Raw genomic sequence first — 15,410 nt, forward strand, 5'->3', positions numbered from 1 at the left:
GAGCACTGAAAGGCCCCGACGATTACCTTTTCTCCCCCCCCTCCTCCCGACCTGTCCAGGCTGAGTGCCGGTCGCGGCATACGCGTGGTGGGAGACGTGCATGGAGACCTGACTGCGTTTGAACATGCGGTCGCCACCGACCGATTCATCATCCAGCTGGGCGATCTGGTCGATCATGGTCCTGACAGCGCAGGCACGTTAAGGCTCATGCTCGACCTGATTGATGATGGTCGCGGCCTGTTCATCCTTGGCAATCATGACCGTAAGCTCGGTCGAGCCCTCGAGGGGCGCAGGCTGCGCCGTGATCCCCCACTGGAGGAGACACTGCACCAGCTTTCCGGGCCCGTTCAGGCGGGGCTGCGTGAGCGCGCCTATGAGGCGATCGCTACCGCCCCCGCCTGGATCATTCACGACAAGCTGATTTTCGTCCATGGCGGCTTCCACACCGACATGCTTGTGGAAGCGCCCCCGCCCGCACTCGGGAGCATGAGCTCGCTGCTGTCGCGCGCGCTCTTTGGCGAGACCACGGGAAGAATGCAGCCTGACGGCTACCCCGAGCGACGTCTGCGCTGGATCGACCATATTCCCGCAGGCCATATCGTCTATTGCGGCCATGACCGACGCTCGACTGACGGACGCCCCTGGATACGCGATGGGCGTAACGGAGGGCGTGCGATATTCACCGACCTTGGCGCCGGCAAAGGCGGCCATCTTGCCTGGATTGATCTCGATGTCTGAAACCGAAACCCGTACTCTCCTCGAACAGCATCGGCAGAGTATCGATAATATCGATGCCGCCCTGATCCACATGCTGGCAGAGCGATTCCGGCAGACCCAGGCCGTGGGTGAACTCAAGGCTCGCGCCGGCCTGCCCGCTGCCGACCCATCACGCGAGTCCAGGCAAATCGAACGTTTGCGTCAGCTTGCCTCGTCAGCACGTCTGGACCCCGACTTCGCAGAAAAGTTTCTTGCCTTCATCATTAAGGAAGTGATCCGTCATCATGACTCAATCGCCGGGCGCAGCCCGCGCTGAATGACGGAGCCTGCATGACCGTGCATCACCTCATCCTCGCCAGACACGCTGAGGCTGCACCTGAAATGCGCGGCGGCAGCGACCGGGAACGTATCCTGACACCGGCAGGCGAGCATGATGCCCTTTGCCTGGGGCAGAGGATCGCAGCGCTCGATATCCCGCTAGAGCAGACGCATCTATGGCACAGTACTGCCACTCGAACGACCCAGACAGCGTCGGCCATCATGCAATCCCTGCCAGGTTCAAGCGTCATGCTTGGTCTCGATGCGCTGTATGATCTCGACCTGTACGGAATTCTCGAATTGCTCCGGGAGACACCTCGCGCCATCACGACCCTGATCATCGTGGGGCACAACCCGGGTATTGCCGAGACATGCCGTCACCTGGCCAGCAATGCTGTTGATGGCCCGATCGCGCGTGACCTGATGAAATCCTACGAGCCTGGTACTGCCACCCGTTTCACCGTGGCATCTGACTGGGCTGGTCTTTCTCCCAACACGGCTGGCCTTGGTGCGGTGCTTCATCCGCAAGGCTCATCACCCATATGTTGATTGCCCCCGTCCGGCACAATTCGTAAGGCATTTTCTATGGCTGAACACGACACTAACGGACCTATCTCCGCAACGGCGGCCCTCAGCATAGGCGAGCGCTCTGCCGAATTCCCCATCATGAAGGGTACGATGGGCCCCGATGTGGTGGATATACGCAAACTCACAGCCGAGACCGGGATGTTCTCCTTCGATCCCGGCTATGGTGAGACGGCTTCCTGCCGTAGTGCTGTCACCTTCATCGATGGTGATGAGGGCGTGTTGCTGCATCGGGGTTACCCCATCGAGCAGCTCGCCACCGAGGCCAGCTTCACTGAAACAGCCTATCTTCTGGTCTATGGGGAGCTTCCGAACCGGGCGGATTACGATCGGTTCCAGCACGACCTCAAGGAGCAGGCGCTTCTGCATGAGCAGATCCGCAACTTCTTCAATGGCTTCCGCCGCGATGCTCATCCAATGGCCATCCTGTGTGGCACCGTGGCCGCGCTGTCGGCCTTTTACCCTGACGCCGTGGATATCTCCCACGAAGCCTCGCGTGACCTCTCCACACGCCGTCTGATCGCCAAGGTGCCAACCATCGCCGCCTGGGCCTATAAATACACGGTGGGTGAGCCATTCGTTTACCCTGACAACAGCCTGACCTTCTCGGAAAACTTCCTGAAGATGCTGTTTGCCAAGCCAAACGCCGACTACAAGGTCAACCCGGTTCTGGCCCGCGCCATCGACCGTATCCTGATCCTGCATGCCGATCACGAGCAGAACGCCTCGACCTCGACGGTGCGCCTCGTGGGTTCGACCGGCTCGAACCCGTTTGCCTGTATCGCAGCCGGTATCGCAGCGCTCTGGGGGCCTGCGCATGGCGGGGCCAATGAGGCCGTTCTGGGCATGCTTTCCCAGATCGGATCGAAGGAAAACATCCCGGCCTTCATCACTCAGGTGAAGAACCGTGAGAGCGGCGTAAGGCTGATGGGCTTCGGCCATCGCGTATACAAGAACTTCGATCCACGTGCGAAGATCATGGAGCAGACCTATCACGAGGTGGTGGCCGAGCTTGGGCTCAAGCACGATCCGATGTTCGATCTTGCTGCCGAGCTCGAACGTATTGCCGTTAACGATCCCTATTTCGTGCAGCGCCGCCTCTACCCCAATGTCGATTTCTATTCAGGGCTGATTCTGAAGGCGATGGGTATCCCGACCTCGATGTTCACCGTGCTTTTCGCGGTGGCCCGTACGGTAGGTTGGGTCAGTCAGTGGCGCGAAATGATCGAAGAGCCCGGCCAGCGCATTGGACGCCCGCGCCAGCTCTATGTGGGCCAGGCGCGTCGTGACTACGTGCCGCTTTGTCGGCGAAGCTGAAGACACCCGGCTAACAAAAAACCGGAGCATTGCTCCGGTTTTAGCCTGGCACGTCAAAAAGGCCGCCGCCCCCGTCAGAGATCATGGTGTCGCGAGGCCTGGCCGCTCACCCAAGTCGCTGAGCATAAAAATCTGTCAGCAAGTATCCCGAGCGGATGTCGCTGGAGTTCAGCAATCGCAGCCAGGCGTCGCACCCTTGTCCTGACGCACGATATGATGATCGATCCATTCCGACACCAGACGGCGCGCCTCATTGATCGACGCTTCAGGATGATGGATGCGATAAAGGGTCGTGCATGCGGTGAAAGCCTGGATGTCAGGCTGACCCACTTCCCGCAATTCTTCATACGCCGTGATTACGGCGCGTTCGCACTTTCGGGAAATGCGGTTGAGATCAACAGTCACGCAAACAGATCCTAGTTGAGAATTATTATCAATTGCTGCATTGTAAATCTTTTCCGATGGTAAATGCAAGCGTAGCCTATCGCACTCACGGGAGCGTTTTCTCTGCTTATTTGTCTTACTTTTCTCACGAAGGCCGGATAATCCTGCACGGCTAAAGATCATGGAGTGACAAGAGATGGCTCTCAGCAACGAGATCAACGGTGGTGCGGTTCGTCAGACCCAGTGGGACAGGGACGCAGCCCTGACCACAGCGCGCATCCTTCTGGAAATCAAGGCGATCAATTTCCGCCCTGACGAGCCCTACACCCTGACCTCGGGCTGGAAATCGCCGGTCTATATCGATTGCCGCAAGATCATCTTCTTCCCGCGCGCACGCGCCAAGATTGTCGAACTCGCCGTCGAGAAGATCGGCCGCCACATCGGCTATGAGAGCATCGAATGCGTCGTTGGCGGTGAAACCGCAGGTATTCCCTTCGCTGCCTGGATTGCCGATCGGATGATGGCGCCGATGGCCTATGTCCGCAAAAAGCCCAAGGGCTTTGGCCGTAACGCGCAGATCGAGGGTGACGTCCCGGAATCGATGCGCACCCTTCTGGTGGAAGACCTCACCACGGACGGCGCGTCCAAGGTCCGCTTTGCCAATGCCCTCCGTTCGGCGGGTGCCATTGTCGATCACACCTTTGTCGTCTTCTTCTACGGCGTGTTTCCCGGCGCACAGAAGACCCTTGCCGACATGAATGTCTCGCTTCATTCGCTCTGCACATGGTGGGATGTGCTCGAGGCCTGCTCCGGCGCCAATTATTTCTCCGAGAGCGACATCCATGAGGTGCGTCGCTTCCTCGAGGATCCCTGTGGCTGGTCCAAGGCACATGGTGGTGTCGGCAGCGCTGAAGAGGCAGCCGCCCTCAAGGCCAAGGCGGAAGGCTGACTTGCCTACCGATCCGGGTCGCGTTCTGGCATTTGACTCGGGCATAGGCGGTCTGGCGGTGGTGCAGGCTCTGCGCACCACCCTGCCGCCCGGTACCCTGATCGACTATCTGGCCGATAACGCGCTCTTTCCCTACGGCGAGCAGGACGATGCCGTCCTCGTCACGCGCATCCTCGCGCTCATGGAAGAACGCATTGCCCAGCTTCGCCCCGATGTCGTGCTGATTGCATGCAACACGGCCAGCACCATCGCCCTGGAGGCCCTGCGCGCTCGTTTCGATGTGCCCTTCGTGGGCTGCGTGCCCCCCGTCCGCTGGGCGGCTCGCGTCAGTCAGACACGGGTCTTCGGCCTGTTGGCTACAAGAGGCACGGCACGTCGCCCCTATCTGCGCAGCCTACGCGACAATTTCGCTGCCGATTGCGAGATGATCGTACACGGGGCCCGTACCCTTGCCGATCTGGCAGAGCAGGCCTTTCTGGGCCGTCCGATTGATGACGATCTGGTGGCACAGGAACTGCGCCATCTGTTCGAGGCGCCCAATGGCGATCGGATCGATACAATCGGACTGGGCTGCACCCATTACACGTTCCTCAGCAATGCTTTCCTGCGCCTGTGCCCACCGGACATCAACTGGCTCGACCCGGCTCTTGCGGTCGCCCGGCAGGTCAATCACGTGCTTGAAATGCGGGTGGCAGATCGTTCGACCAGCGCCTCGCCGGAATCGCTCTGCCTGACCGGCCCAGCTGCGGATGAGCAGGCCCTGAGACACGCCATTGCTCGGCTGGGGTATCAGGATATCACGGTTCTGGACCCAACCCCCGTCTCATGAACAGGGGCGCGCTGGGCCTGCCTCGCGGCCAAGCCAATGAAGCGCGACCTGCCTGATAACAGGTACCGGAGGGAGAGCTTTCTGCTCCCTCGTCTCTTGGATCAGTTGGCGCGGCTGACCGTATAGGAGGCCGCATCAATCATGAGCTGCCGGATTGAGCTGTCTGGGAAAGACGACAGGGCTTCGATAGCCGCATCCGCGTAAAGCTGCGCCCGATCCAGGGTCGTCTGGATTGCCCCGGTTTTCTCGATAAGGGCGAGCGCGTGCGGCAGGTCCTCGTCGGTCTGCTCACCGGTTTCGATCACACGCAGCCAGAACGCACGATCAGCCTCATTGCCAGCCTGGAAAGCCGCCAGCACAGGCAGGGTAATCTTGCCCTCACGCATATCATCACCCACGGTCTTGCCCAGCACCTGCTGGTCGGCCGCGTAATCGAGCGCGTCGTCGACAAGCTGGAACGCCATGCCCAGATTGGTGCCATAGGCCTCGAGCGCATTCTCGTCGCTTTCCGGACGTGCGGCCACCACCGCGCCTACCCGGCATGCAGCGGCAAACAGCGCGGCCGTCTTGCCGTGAATGACCTCCAAATATTTCTCGATCGGTGTGGAGAGATCGTTCTGTGTCGCCATCTGCAACACCTCGCCTTCAGCAATCGTAGCCGAGGCGGCAGAAAGAATGGCCATGACCTTGAGAGAGCCATCTGCCGTCATCAGCTGGAACGAACGGGCAAACAGAAAATCGCCTACCAGCACCGAGGCCTTGTTGCCGAACACGGCATTGGCGGAGGCAAGGCCCCGGCGCAACGTGCTTTCATCCACCACGTCGTCATGCAGCAATGTGGCCGTATGGATGAACTCGACACAAGCGGCCAGGCCGACATGGCGCTGGTTCTCGGGCGAGGGCTCATAGCCACATAGACGCGCCGATGCGAGGGTAAGCAACGGGCGCAGCCTCTTGCCACCAGCAGCGACCAGATGGGCGCCCAGTTGGGGGATGAGCGGGACCGGGCTTTGCATACGCGCGACGATCTCGCGGTTGCAGGCCTCCATGTCGTCCTTGAGAAAGTCGGAAAGGGCGTTAAGGGCTGAGCGCTCGCCATTGACGGGCACGGCTGCACTGTTGTTTTGCTCGGCCTTCATATCGGCCAGGCTGTCGGCACCACCCAAGGCAACTCTCCACTTCCTACTTGGCCACTGACGACCCTGATGCAGTATAAGGCACGAGCCGACATTCCGCACGGCGTAACAGGACACCGAGACAGAAACCGGATTTCATGCATGAGCCATTCAGACCGGAGAACCGGCCCTCTGACAGTCAAATCCATATGAGCGGCAGGACGGCCCCGGTCAACCCGGCAACCCTCAAAGCTGATGCTGCCGCAATCAATACAACCGATACGATGCCCGGTTATCTGCTCGACCAACGTGTGCAGTATCACCAGTTCACGAAGGGTTATCGCACCGGCATAGAACCAGTGTTGATGGCCGCCTTCGTGCCCGCTCGACGTGGCCAGAGCATTCTCGAAGCCGGATGCGGCGCAGGTGCTGGCCTGCTTTGCCTCATGACGCGATGCCCCGAGACCAGCGGCGCAGGTATCGAAGCCGATGGTGCGACGGCGGAACTAGCGAGACTGAACATGGAAGCCAATGGCCTGGGCGCCCGCGTCTCGATCATTCAGGGCAGTCTGCCCGACATCCCCCCTGCCCTGCGGCAAATAACACCGGGGGCCAATGGCCGTTTCCATCACGCCATGGCCAACCCTCCGTGGCATCCTGCCGATCATACCGGAGCCGCTGATGCCCGACGTCGCCTGGCGATGACCATGCCAGAAGGAGGCTGGACCGCGTGGATCGACGCGCTGTCAAAATGGGTGCTTCCCGGCGGCAGCTTGACGCTCGCCCTGCCTGCCTTTGTCATTGACACAGCCTGCGAGGCCTTGCGCCAGGCCGGGTTCGGGAGCCTCACCCTCTGCCCGCTCTGGCCCAAACAGGGTCGGGCAGCGAAGATCGTTCTGCTACGCGGGATATGGGGGGCAAGGGCGCGTTCCGCCTTTTCCCCGGCCTCGTGCTCCATCGTCAGGAGGGCGGCTACACGGATGAGTGTGAGGCGGTTTTACGTCAGGCGAGTGCGCTGGAGTAAACGCGGAGACTTTGCGCGGCTTCGCCAGTTTGACAGCGACGCTTCGACACCGGAGCATAGGTGCCCTGAAAATGATCCAGGGTATTTTCACCCTCGTCCGGGAGCCGTCCGCTCGAGGGTAGATTCGACTTGCGAAAGTCACGCGGTGCTGAGATTTCAGGGCGGAGTATGACCCCGCCCCGCATTTCAGGAAGCGAAAACGTCCACCTCGAAAGCCTCTTCCCAGGATCCCGAGGTTGAAGCGCGGGAATATTCCGTTGAGCGATTTTCGAAGAAATTGGCGTGTTCCACCGCATTCAGCATGTCGTCGAGCCAGGGCAGCGGGTTTTCCTCGATGCCATAAAACGGATCAAGACCAAGCTGGGTCATGCGACGATCGGCAATAAAGCGAATATAGCGCTTGACCTGATCGGCGCTCAGGCCTTCGACATCGCCCATCTCGAAAGCGAGATCGATGAAGGCATCCTCATGCTCAACCGTTGTCGCACAGATCTCTGCGAGTTCGGCGCGGAAATCCACGGTCCAGATCTCGCGGTTTTCGCGCACGAAGGTGCGGAAAAGACGGATCATGGACAGGCAGTGCAGCGTTTCATCACGCACTGACCAGGAAACGATCTGCCCCATCCCCTTGAGCTTGTTGAAGCGAGGGAAGTTGAGAAGGATCGCGAAGGAAGCAAAAAGCTGCAGCCCTTCCATGAAAGCGCCGAACGCTGCCATGGTCTTCGCGATTTCACGTTTGTTGTTGATGTTGAAGGACTGCATGAAATCATACTTGTCCTTCATCTCCTTGTACTTCAGGAATGCCGAATACTCTGTTTCCGGCATACCGATTGTATCAAGAAGATGCGAATAAGCAGCGATATGAATCGTCTCGATATTCGAGAACGATGACAGCATCATCAGCACTTCGGTCGGTTTGAAGACCTGGCTGTAATACTTCATATAGGCCGAGTTCACCTCGACGTCGGCCTGCGTGAAGAAACGGAAGATCTGCGTGACCAGATGGCGTTCGCCCTCGCTCAGCGTGCGATGCCAATCCTTAACGTCATCGGCCAGAGGCACCTCTTCAGGCAGCCAGTGGACACGCTGCTGAATCAGCCATGCGTCATAGGCCCAGGGGTAACGGAAGGGCTTATAGACCGGGTTGGCGGTCATCAGGTCGAAATGCTGTTCTTCGGCGAGCGGCGCGCCGGCGTTCTGTGTCTCGCTCATGGGCTCTTCCTGCTCCGTTCTGTCTGCGAGCCGGCATCGGTCCGGCCCTGATTTTCCTGCAATGTCAGCGCAGCCACGCCGTGATCGTCACTCAGGATCAGGCGATCACCCTCCCTGCGCCATTCACGCACGGCCTGCATGGCCTTGAACACGGCATCTTCCTGCGTCATGCGCACGCCCGGGCAGGCCATGCGTGTTCCCGCCGTCGGGCCAAAGGTGAAATGGGTCGCGTCGGCAACTACATGCCCCATCATCCGGTTGCATCCGCCAGTGCCAGACAGCGCACCATCAGCACGTATGACCATGAAGGCAGGCGCTGCGGGATCAACCTTCTGGGCGCCAATATCCGTGATCGCCCACGCACCGGCAACGGGCTGAGGCACAGGCTGGCTGACGGATTCAACGGTCACCGTCGTGTCTGACGGCACAGCGCCAGCTTCCATAGTGGCGGTCTTGCTTATGGCAATCAGCTTGCCACTCTGGCGGATCGCAGCATGAAGCGCATAGCGGTGCCCGGCCGTCAGGTGCTGCGCATCGTAATGCAGCGCGTAGCCATAGGGCGACTTGCCAACCGGCGTGAACTCGGTCCTGCCAAGCGTCACCGAGGGAGCGTCGGCCAGGCTCACATCATCCAGCCGCACCGTGATTATCGCGCCTGTCGGTATGATCATACCGACAGGTGTGACGACCACCCCCTTCACGACGGTCTGTTTCACCTCGGACCCGGGAGCCGGCGCTTCCGCCGCAACGGCACACCAGTTACCAGCGAAAGCTGCTGTGAGTGCGCCTGTCAGCAGCGCCACCGCACAGAGCGAATGCTTCACTGACATGACAGACATTCCTCATAGCTCGTCGTTGCTGCGGGCTTCTTGGCGGTCTCAGCCGCGTCACTGCTGTAATCCTCGTCTTCGAGAATATTGTTCTTGAGGGCCATATCGCTCACTGCGTCAGCGCGCTGGATCGAGAGTGAACGGCAGTAATAAAGCGACTTCACGCCACGCTTCCATGCAAGGAAGTGGATCTGATGCAGGTCGCGCTTGTGGATATCGGCAGGCAGGAACACGTTGATGGATTGCGCCTGACAGATGAACCCGGCGCGATCAGCCGCATGTTCGATCACCCAGCGCTGATCCAGTTCGAATGCCGTCTTGTAGACATCCTTCTCGTCCTGGGTCAGGAAGTCGAGATGCTGCACAGAGCCCTTGTTCAAGGTGATCGATGACCAGACCGCGTCGTTGTTATACCCCTTCTGCTCCAGCAGCTTGAGCAAATGGCGGTTGCGCACGGTGAACGAACCCGAAAGGGTTTTCTGCAGGAACACATTGGCCGAGATCGGCTCGATACCGGGGCTGGCATTGCCGGCGATGATCGAGATCGAGGCCGTGGGGGCAATCGCCATCTTGTTCGAGAAACGCTCCATGATGCCGTATTCCTCGGCATCGGGGCACGGCCCGAGCAGCTCGGCAAGATGCTTGGAGGCCGCGTCGGCCTGCACCTTGATGTGCTGGAAGATGCGCTTGTTCCACACACGCGCCATCACGCTCTCGAACGGGATGCTGCGCGCCTGCAGGAAGGAATGGAAGCCCATGACACCGAGCCCGACCGAGCGCTCGCGCATGGCGGCGTAACGGGCGCGCTCCATGTCATCGGGCGCGCGGTCAATGAAGTCCTGCAATACGCGATCGAGGAAGAGCATGACGTCTTCGATGAATTGCGGGTTGTCCTTCCACTCGTCCCATGTCTCGAGATTGAGCGAGGAGAGGCAGCATACGGCGGTACGGTTCTTGCCGTGATGATCGAGCCCGGTGGGCAGGGTGATTTCCGCACAGAGATTGGAGGTCTTGACCTCAAGCCCGGCAAGCTTGTGATGCTCGGGGCGCGCCTTGTTCACATGATCAGAATAGATGATGTAGGGCTCACCCTGCTCCATGCGGGCCGTAAGGATACGGATCCAGAGCTGACGTGCCGGAATGCTGCGGATGACGGACATGTCCTTGGGCGAGCGCAGGCCCCATTCCTCATCTTTCTCCACGGCGCGCATGAAGTCGTCGGTGAGCAGCACGCCGTGATGCAGGTTGAGGGCCTTTCGGTTCGGGTCACCACCGGTCGGGCGGCGCATCTCGACGAATTCCTCGATCTCGGGATGCCAGACGGGCAGATAGACTGCCGCAGAACCGCGACGCAAGGAGCCCTGCGAAATGGCAAGTGTGAGGCTGTCCATGACGCGGATGAACGGAATGACACCCGAGGTCTTGCCATTCTTGCCGACATTCTCGCCGATCGAGCGCAGATTACCCCAGTAAGAGCCAATGCCGCCACCCTTGGAGGCCAGCCAGACATTCTCGTTCCAGAGGTCCACAATGCCGCGCAGGCTATCATCGGCCTCGTTCAGGAAGCACGAGATTGGCAGACCACGTGACGTTCCCCCGTTGGACAGCACCGGGGTTGCGGGCATGAACCAGTGTTGTGAAATATAGTCGTAGAGACGCTGTGCATGGGCGGCATCGGCACCGTAATACGAGGCGACACGACCGAAGAGGTCCTGATAGTGCTCGCCCGGCAACAGATAGCGGTTATCAAGCGTCGCCCGGCCGAAATCCGTCAGCAGCGAATCACGCGACCGGTTGACCCGGACAGGGTGGTGGCCCTCAAGCTGAACGACATCATCGAACATATCCGGTTCGGCCTCGATCTCCTGGGGCGCGCGGTCACAGGGCTCGGGCAGAACATCAGCGGTCGCTGAAACAGGCTCACGGATCGTGTCGTCTAGCAGGCTCACGGGCCATCTCCCCAGGATCAAATCGAGTTTGGTATCGCAATTTCCGAGTGTCCTCTTGGCGCAAGTCGCGCCCACCAGACAAGCAATATATCGGGTTAAATTTCGCTCTCGGCACTACATATGGTGTTGACAGGGGCAGAAGCCCTTGGAGAACATGGAGTTCCCCCAAGCCGCTTTTTTTACGGTACGCTCCCGGCGTTGCGATGATGTCACAGCGTTACAGGTGAACAATTCCCCGGCCCCTGCGTTGGCTGAGCAACCGGAGGCTTCTGCGTCCGGAATCCAGCAGGAGGACTTGCACATGACGATCAAGAAAACTGCCAGCGCCCAGTGGAGCGGTGGCCTGAAGGACGGCAAGGGTACGATCTCGACGCAGAGCGGTGCGCTCTCCAGCCAGCCCTATGGCTTCAACACGCGATTCGAGGACAAGCCCGGCACGAACCCGGAGGAACTGATCGGTGCGGCGCATGCCGGCTGCTTCACCATGGCACTCTCCATGATCCTCGGCGAAGCCGGTCTCACGGCAACGTCGCTCGAAACCAAGGCAACTGTCTCGCTCGACAAGACCGAGGGCGGTTTCGAAATTTCTGCCATTCACCTCGACCTCAAGGGCACTGTCCCCGGCGCCGATCAGGCAAAGTTCGAAGAGCTCGCCACGAAGGCCAAGAATGGCTGTCCCGTCTCGCAGCTTTTCAAGGCAGATATCACCCTGTCTGCCGCGCTGGTCTGAACCATCGGGCTGGCGATTGCCAGCCTGACACTCCCTCCCTCGAGCTCCGATACGTGCGCGTGGTTCGCGACAACGCGTAGGTGAGCCTGGAGGTGCGCCGGGGTAGTGATGGCGGATCGTGGAACGCTTCACCTCACTCAGCTGAGTGTTCGATCGACCTGACATCGGACTCGATCTACCCCACGTGTGGGGTTGCGCCGCGGCGTACAGCATCCGCCGGAAAGTGCCCCCTAATCGCGGGCGCGATGCCAGCTGTTCTGAGCATGGTCACGCAGGATGTGGTCTGCCAGCAGGCAGGCCAGCATTGCCTCAGCTACGGGCACCGCGCGAATACCGATGCACGGGTCATGGCGGCCCTTTGTCATGACATCGATATTCTCACCCTGACGGTTTACCGAGGGTACCGGCACCAGAATTGAACTGGTAGGCTTAATCGCGAAACGCGCGGTGATAGGCTGGCCAGTCGAGATGCCGCCCAGAATACCGCCCGCCCGGTTTCCTTCGAAATGAAGCGCGCCATCACGCATGCGCATCGGATCGGCGTTCTCCTCACCCCGCAACGCCGCAACGCCCATGCCCTCGCCAATCTCGACTGCTTTCACGCCGTTGATGCCCATGAGGGCAGACGCGATGTCGGCGTCCAGCTTGCCATAAAGCGGCGCACCGAGACCGGCCGGGAAATTCTCGGCGACGACTTCAACCAGCGCACCGATGGACGACCCTTCCTTGCGCACGCTCGAAAGCAGACCCTCCCATTCGACCGCCGTAACCGGGTCCGGACAGAACAGGGGATTGCGATTGACTTCATCCCAGTCCCACCGCGCCCTGTCGATCGCCAGGCCGCCAATCTGCACCAACGCAGCGCGTATGGTCGCCATTTCGCCCAGCAGGGTCTCGATCACACGCCGCGCAACACCGCCCGCTGCGACACGACAGGCGGTCTCTCGGGCCGATGAGCGTCCGCCCCCGCGATAATCCCTGTGACCGTATTTCAGGTCATAGGTGACGTCGGCATGGCCGGGACGATAGCGCGATGCGATATCCGAGTAGTCTTTCGAGCGCTGATCCGTATTCTCGATCATGAGCGCAATCGGCGTGCCGGTCGTCCTGCCCTCAAACACGCCGGAGAGTATACGGACCTGATCTGCTTCCTGACGCTGGGTGGTGAATTTGGACTGCCCGGGCCTGCGTCGATCGAGCCAGGGCTGGATGTCACCCTCGTTCAGGGTGATACCGGGCGGGCAGCCATCGACGACGCAGCCAATGGCCGGCCCGTGGCTCTCGCCCCAGGTCGTGACACGAAACAGCGTCCCGAAGCTGTTATCCGACATGTCAGCCTTCTGAGGATGCGACAGCGATATCGGGCGCGGTCGGGTTTTTCATACCCACCAGATGATAGCCGCAATCGACGTGATGGACCTCACCTGTTGTTCCCGATGAGAGGTCAGACAGGAAATAGAGGCCGGAACCCCCTACATCCTTGAGCGACACGTTGCGCTCCATCGGTGCGTTGAGCTGGTTCCAGCGCAGAATATAGCGGAAATCGCCGATGCCATTGGCCGCCAGCGTCATGATCGGCCCGGCAGAGATTGCATTGACACGGATATTGTCCTTGCCAAGATCCGCGGCCATGTAACGCACCGAAGCTTCGAGGGCCGCCTTGGCCACGCCCATCACATTATAATGAGGCATGACGCGTTCCGCGCCCAGATAGGACAGGGTCAGGAGTGAACCGCCGTCGGTCATCAGGGCCGCAGCCCGGCGCGCGACCGCCGTGAAGGAAAAACAGGAAATATCCATCGCCTTCAGAAAGGCATCGCGCGGCGTATCGACATAACGCCCGCGCAGGAACTGCTTGTCTGCCCAGCCAATGGCATGGACCACGAAATCGATTTTGCCCCAGGCTTTTTCGATCTCGTCGAAAGCACGGTCGATATCGGCATCGTCACTGACATCGCAAGGGATAACCAGAGGAGCACCCACGCTCTCTGCGAGAGGCTTTACGCGCTTGCCGAGTGCTTCGCCCTGATAGGTGAAAGCGAGCTCAGCCCCCTGTGCGGCGCAGGCAGAGGCGATGGCCCAGGCGATGGAGCGGTCATTGGCGACGCCCATCACAAGGCCGCGCTTGCCCGCCATCAGCGTCCCGGTGGGGAGATCGAACGAAGCGGTGGACATAAGGCAGATCCCGGTTAATGTCAGAGAAAGAAACAATAATGCTCCGCTACGTCGCACATGCCTGCCGCGCAAACAAGTGTCGAGATGACACGTTAGCAGTGACAACGAAGACGGACCCTAATAACGCAGGAGACCCCCTGTCATGGCTGAAGATACCACCCGCCCCCTTATCCCGCTCGACGCAGACCCCTTTGTTCTCTTCGCCGAGTGGATGAAGGACGCCGAGGCCAGCGAGCCAAACGACCCCAATGCCATGGCACTCGCTACCGCCTCACCCGAGGGTATTCCCTCCGTCCGCATGATCCTGCTCAAGGGCGCGGATGAGCGGGGTTTTGTGTTCTATACCAATCTCGAGAGCCGCAAGGGTGGTGAACTATTGAGCAACCCCCATGCAGCATTGCTCTTTCACTGGAAATCCCTGCGCCGCCAGATCCGTATCGAAGGTCCGGTTGAACCGGTCAGCGCAGAGGAAGCGGATCGCTATTTCGCCAGCCGCAGCCGCAATTCCCGGATCGGTGCCATCGCCTCCGACCAGTCACGGCCGCTTGCCGAGCGCGCTGATTTCGAAAAACGCATAGAGGCGGTGACAGCGCGTTTCGAGGGGAAGGAGCCCGAGCGTCCGGCCAACTGGTCAGGTTCCCGCCTTGTGCCCCGGCAGATCGAGTTCTGGCAGGACCGTCCTTACCGCATGCATGACCGCGCCACGTGGACACGTGAAGAGAATGACTGGGCCGTCACACGGCTCTACCCCTGACACTACCTGACACGGGCGCACTCGCGGGACCTCGCCCACCCGGCCAGACACATCTTTTATCTAGTGAGACCCCCTCATGGCCAACGACGTCAGAAACATCCTCGTCCCGCTGAATGGCGCAGGCAATATCGATGCCGTTCTGCGTGTCGGCCTTCTCCATGCACGCGCCTTCAACGCTCACCTCTCGACCGTTCTCGTGGGCGACGATCCCAACGAAATGGCAGCGCTCACAGGCGAGGGCCTCTCGAGTGCGATGATCAATGAGATGATGGAGGCGGCCGAGCATGAGGCGCATCGTCGTATGCTTCAGGTTCGGCTCAAATTCGATGCGTTCATTCGCGACAATGACATCGAGCCCAAGCAGGGTTTTCTTGAAAACGACCCCCTCGCCCATTCACGACTGAGCGCCTCCCTCGAATTTCTAACGGGATCGGAACACGAGGCCGTGACATGGCGAGCCCGCCTGTCGGACCTCACCCTCATGCCGCATCTCGGGCCTAACGATAATGCCCGTGCCTCGGA

Annotated in this window: 16 protein-coding genes and 1 pseudogene; 10 read left to right on the top strand and 7 right to left on the bottom strand. The window is 60.1% G+C overall.

Translation table 11 applies throughout. The features are described from left to right. Positions 1 to 21 precede the first annotated feature (21 nt). The 4 genes from P792_RS28455 to P792_RS28470 are packed head-to-tail and all read left to right on the top strand — an operon-like array spanning position 22 to position 2,937. The gene (locus tag P792_RS28455) at positions 22 to 738 is read left to right on the top strand and encodes a metallophosphoesterase (protein WP_369794232.1); all 717 of its coding nucleotides are present in this window, start codon (positions 22 to 24) and stop codon (positions 736 to 738) included. Beyond that, complete coding sequence (locus tag P792_RS28460; protein WP_023978724.1) at positions 731 to 1,033, top strand: chorismate mutase; 303 nt, start codon at positions 731 to 733, stop codon at positions 1,031 to 1,033. The genes P792_RS28455 and P792_RS28460 overlap by 8 nt, the downstream gene beginning before the upstream one ends. A gap of 14 nt (positions 1,034 to 1,047) precedes the next feature. Continuing rightward, positions 1,048 to 1,584, top strand: coding sequence for a histidine phosphatase family protein (locus P792_RS28465; protein WP_023978725.1), 537 nt, complete (start codon positions 1,048 to 1,050; stop codon positions 1,582 to 1,584). 36 nt (positions 1,585 to 1,620) lie between these two features. Next, entirely contained in the window at positions 1,621 to 2,937 is a 1,317-nt protein-coding gene (locus tag P792_RS28470; RefSeq protein ID WP_023978726.1) for a citrate synthase, read from the top strand. A 168-nt stretch (positions 2,938 to 3,105) separates the two neighbouring features. On the opposite strand, the gene P792_RS28475 is transcribed toward P792_RS28470, so the two are convergent. Further along, positions 3,106 to 3,342: a hypothetical protein gene (locus tag P792_RS28475; RefSeq protein WP_023978727.1), complete on the bottom strand. Its 237-nt coding sequence runs from the start codon at positions 3,340 to 3,342 to the stop codon at positions 3,106 to 3,108. 175 nt (positions 3,343 to 3,517) lie between these two features. Between P792_RS28475 and P792_RS28480 the strand changes: the two genes are divergently transcribed. Together P792_RS28480 and murI are read left to right on the top strand one after the other, a co-directional pair. Continuing rightward, positions 3,518 to 4,270 (top strand): orotate phosphoribosyltransferase, encoded by a 753-nt coding sequence (locus P792_RS28480; RefSeq protein WP_023978728.1) that lies wholly within the window; start codon positions 3,518 to 3,520, stop codon positions 4,268 to 4,270. Position 4,271: 1 nt separating this feature from the next. Next, on the top strand, positions 4,272 to 5,099 hold the full coding sequence (murI, locus tag P792_RS28485; RefSeq protein ID WP_023978729.1) for a glutamate racemase: 828 nt from the start codon (positions 4,272 to 4,274) through the stop codon (positions 5,097 to 5,099). A 101-nt stretch (positions 5,100 to 5,200) separates the two neighbouring features. Here the strand turns inward: murI and P792_RS28490 are convergent, their stop codons facing one another. Beyond that, entirely contained in the window at positions 5,201 to 6,238 is a 1,038-nt protein-coding gene (locus tag P792_RS28490) for a polyprenyl synthetase family protein (RefSeq protein ID WP_051395880.1), read from the bottom strand. Between the two features lie 185 nt (positions 6,239 to 6,423). On the opposite strand from P792_RS28490, the gene P792_RS28495 reads away from it, so the two are divergent. Continuing rightward, the gene (locus tag P792_RS28495) at positions 6,424 to 7,410 is read left to right on the top strand and encodes a tRNA1(Val) (adenine(37)-N6)-methyltransferase (RefSeq protein ID WP_152530194.1); all 987 of its coding nucleotides are present in this window, start codon (positions 6,424 to 6,426) and stop codon (positions 7,408 to 7,410) included. A 14-nt stretch (positions 7,411 to 7,424) separates the two neighbouring features. On the opposite strand, the gene P792_RS28500 is transcribed toward P792_RS28495, so the two are convergent. Genes P792_RS28500 through P792_RS28510 form a run of 3 tightly spaced genes read right to left on the bottom strand, consistent with a single transcriptional unit; the run spans position 7,425 to position 11,124 of the window. Then, positions 7,425 to 8,450, bottom strand: coding sequence for a ribonucleotide-diphosphate reductase subunit beta (locus tag P792_RS28500; RefSeq protein ID WP_023978731.1), 1,026 nt, complete (start codon positions 8,448 to 8,450; stop codon positions 7,425 to 7,427). After that, entirely contained in the window at positions 8,447 to 9,280 is an 834-nt protein-coding gene (locus P792_RS28505) for an META domain-containing protein (RefSeq protein WP_023978732.1), read from the bottom strand. The genes P792_RS28500 and P792_RS28505 overlap by 4 nt, the downstream gene beginning before the upstream one ends. Further along, positions 9,271 to 11,124 (bottom strand): ribonucleoside-diphosphate reductase subunit alpha, encoded by a 1,854-nt coding sequence (locus tag P792_RS28510; protein ID WP_081866689.1) that lies wholly within the window; start codon positions 11,122 to 11,124, stop codon positions 9,271 to 9,273. Before P792_RS28510 ends, P792_RS28505 begins: the two co-directional genes overlap by 10 nt. A 406-nt stretch (positions 11,125 to 11,530) precedes the next feature. On the opposite strand from P792_RS28510, the gene P792_RS28515 reads away from it, so the two are divergent. Beyond that, positions 11,531 to 11,959 carry an OsmC family protein gene (locus tag P792_RS28515; RefSeq protein ID WP_023978734.1) on the top strand — a complete coding sequence of 143 codons (429 nt, stop codon included), beginning with the start codon at positions 11,531 to 11,533 and terminating at the stop codon, positions 11,957 to 11,959. Positions 11,960 to 12,189: 230 nt separating this feature from the next. Here the strand turns inward: P792_RS28515 and aroC are convergent, their stop codons facing one another. Both aroC and fabI read right to left on the bottom strand, forming a co-directional pair. Next, positions 12,190 to 13,290, bottom strand: coding sequence for a chorismate synthase (gene aroC / locus P792_RS28520; RefSeq protein WP_023978735.1), 1,101 nt, complete (start codon positions 13,288 to 13,290; stop codon positions 12,190 to 12,192). A 1-nt stretch (position 13,291) separates the two neighbouring features. Then, entirely contained in the window at positions 13,292 to 14,134 is an 843-nt protein-coding gene (gene fabI, locus P792_RS28525) for an enoyl-ACP reductase FabI (RefSeq protein WP_023978736.1), read from the bottom strand. A 142-nt stretch (positions 14,135 to 14,276) separates the two neighbouring features. On the opposite strand from fabI, the gene pdxH reads away from it, so the two are divergent. Together pdxH and P792_RS28535 are read left to right on the top strand one after the other, a co-directional pair. Next, positions 14,277 to 14,888, top strand: a complete 612-nt coding sequence (pdxH, locus tag P792_RS28530; protein WP_023978737.1) for a pyridoxamine 5'-phosphate oxidase — start codon at positions 14,277 to 14,279, stop codon at positions 14,886 to 14,888. Positions 14,889 to 14,964: 76 nt separating this feature from the next. Continuing rightward, positions 14,965 to 15,410 (top strand): annotated as a pseudogene (locus P792_RS28535) (universal stress protein); the annotation flags it as partial.

This window comes from Asaia sp. SF2.1 (assembly GCF_000505765.1).
Taxonomy (GTDB): Bacteria; Pseudomonadota; Alphaproteobacteria; order Acetobacterales; family Acetobacteraceae; genus Asaia; species Asaia bogorensis.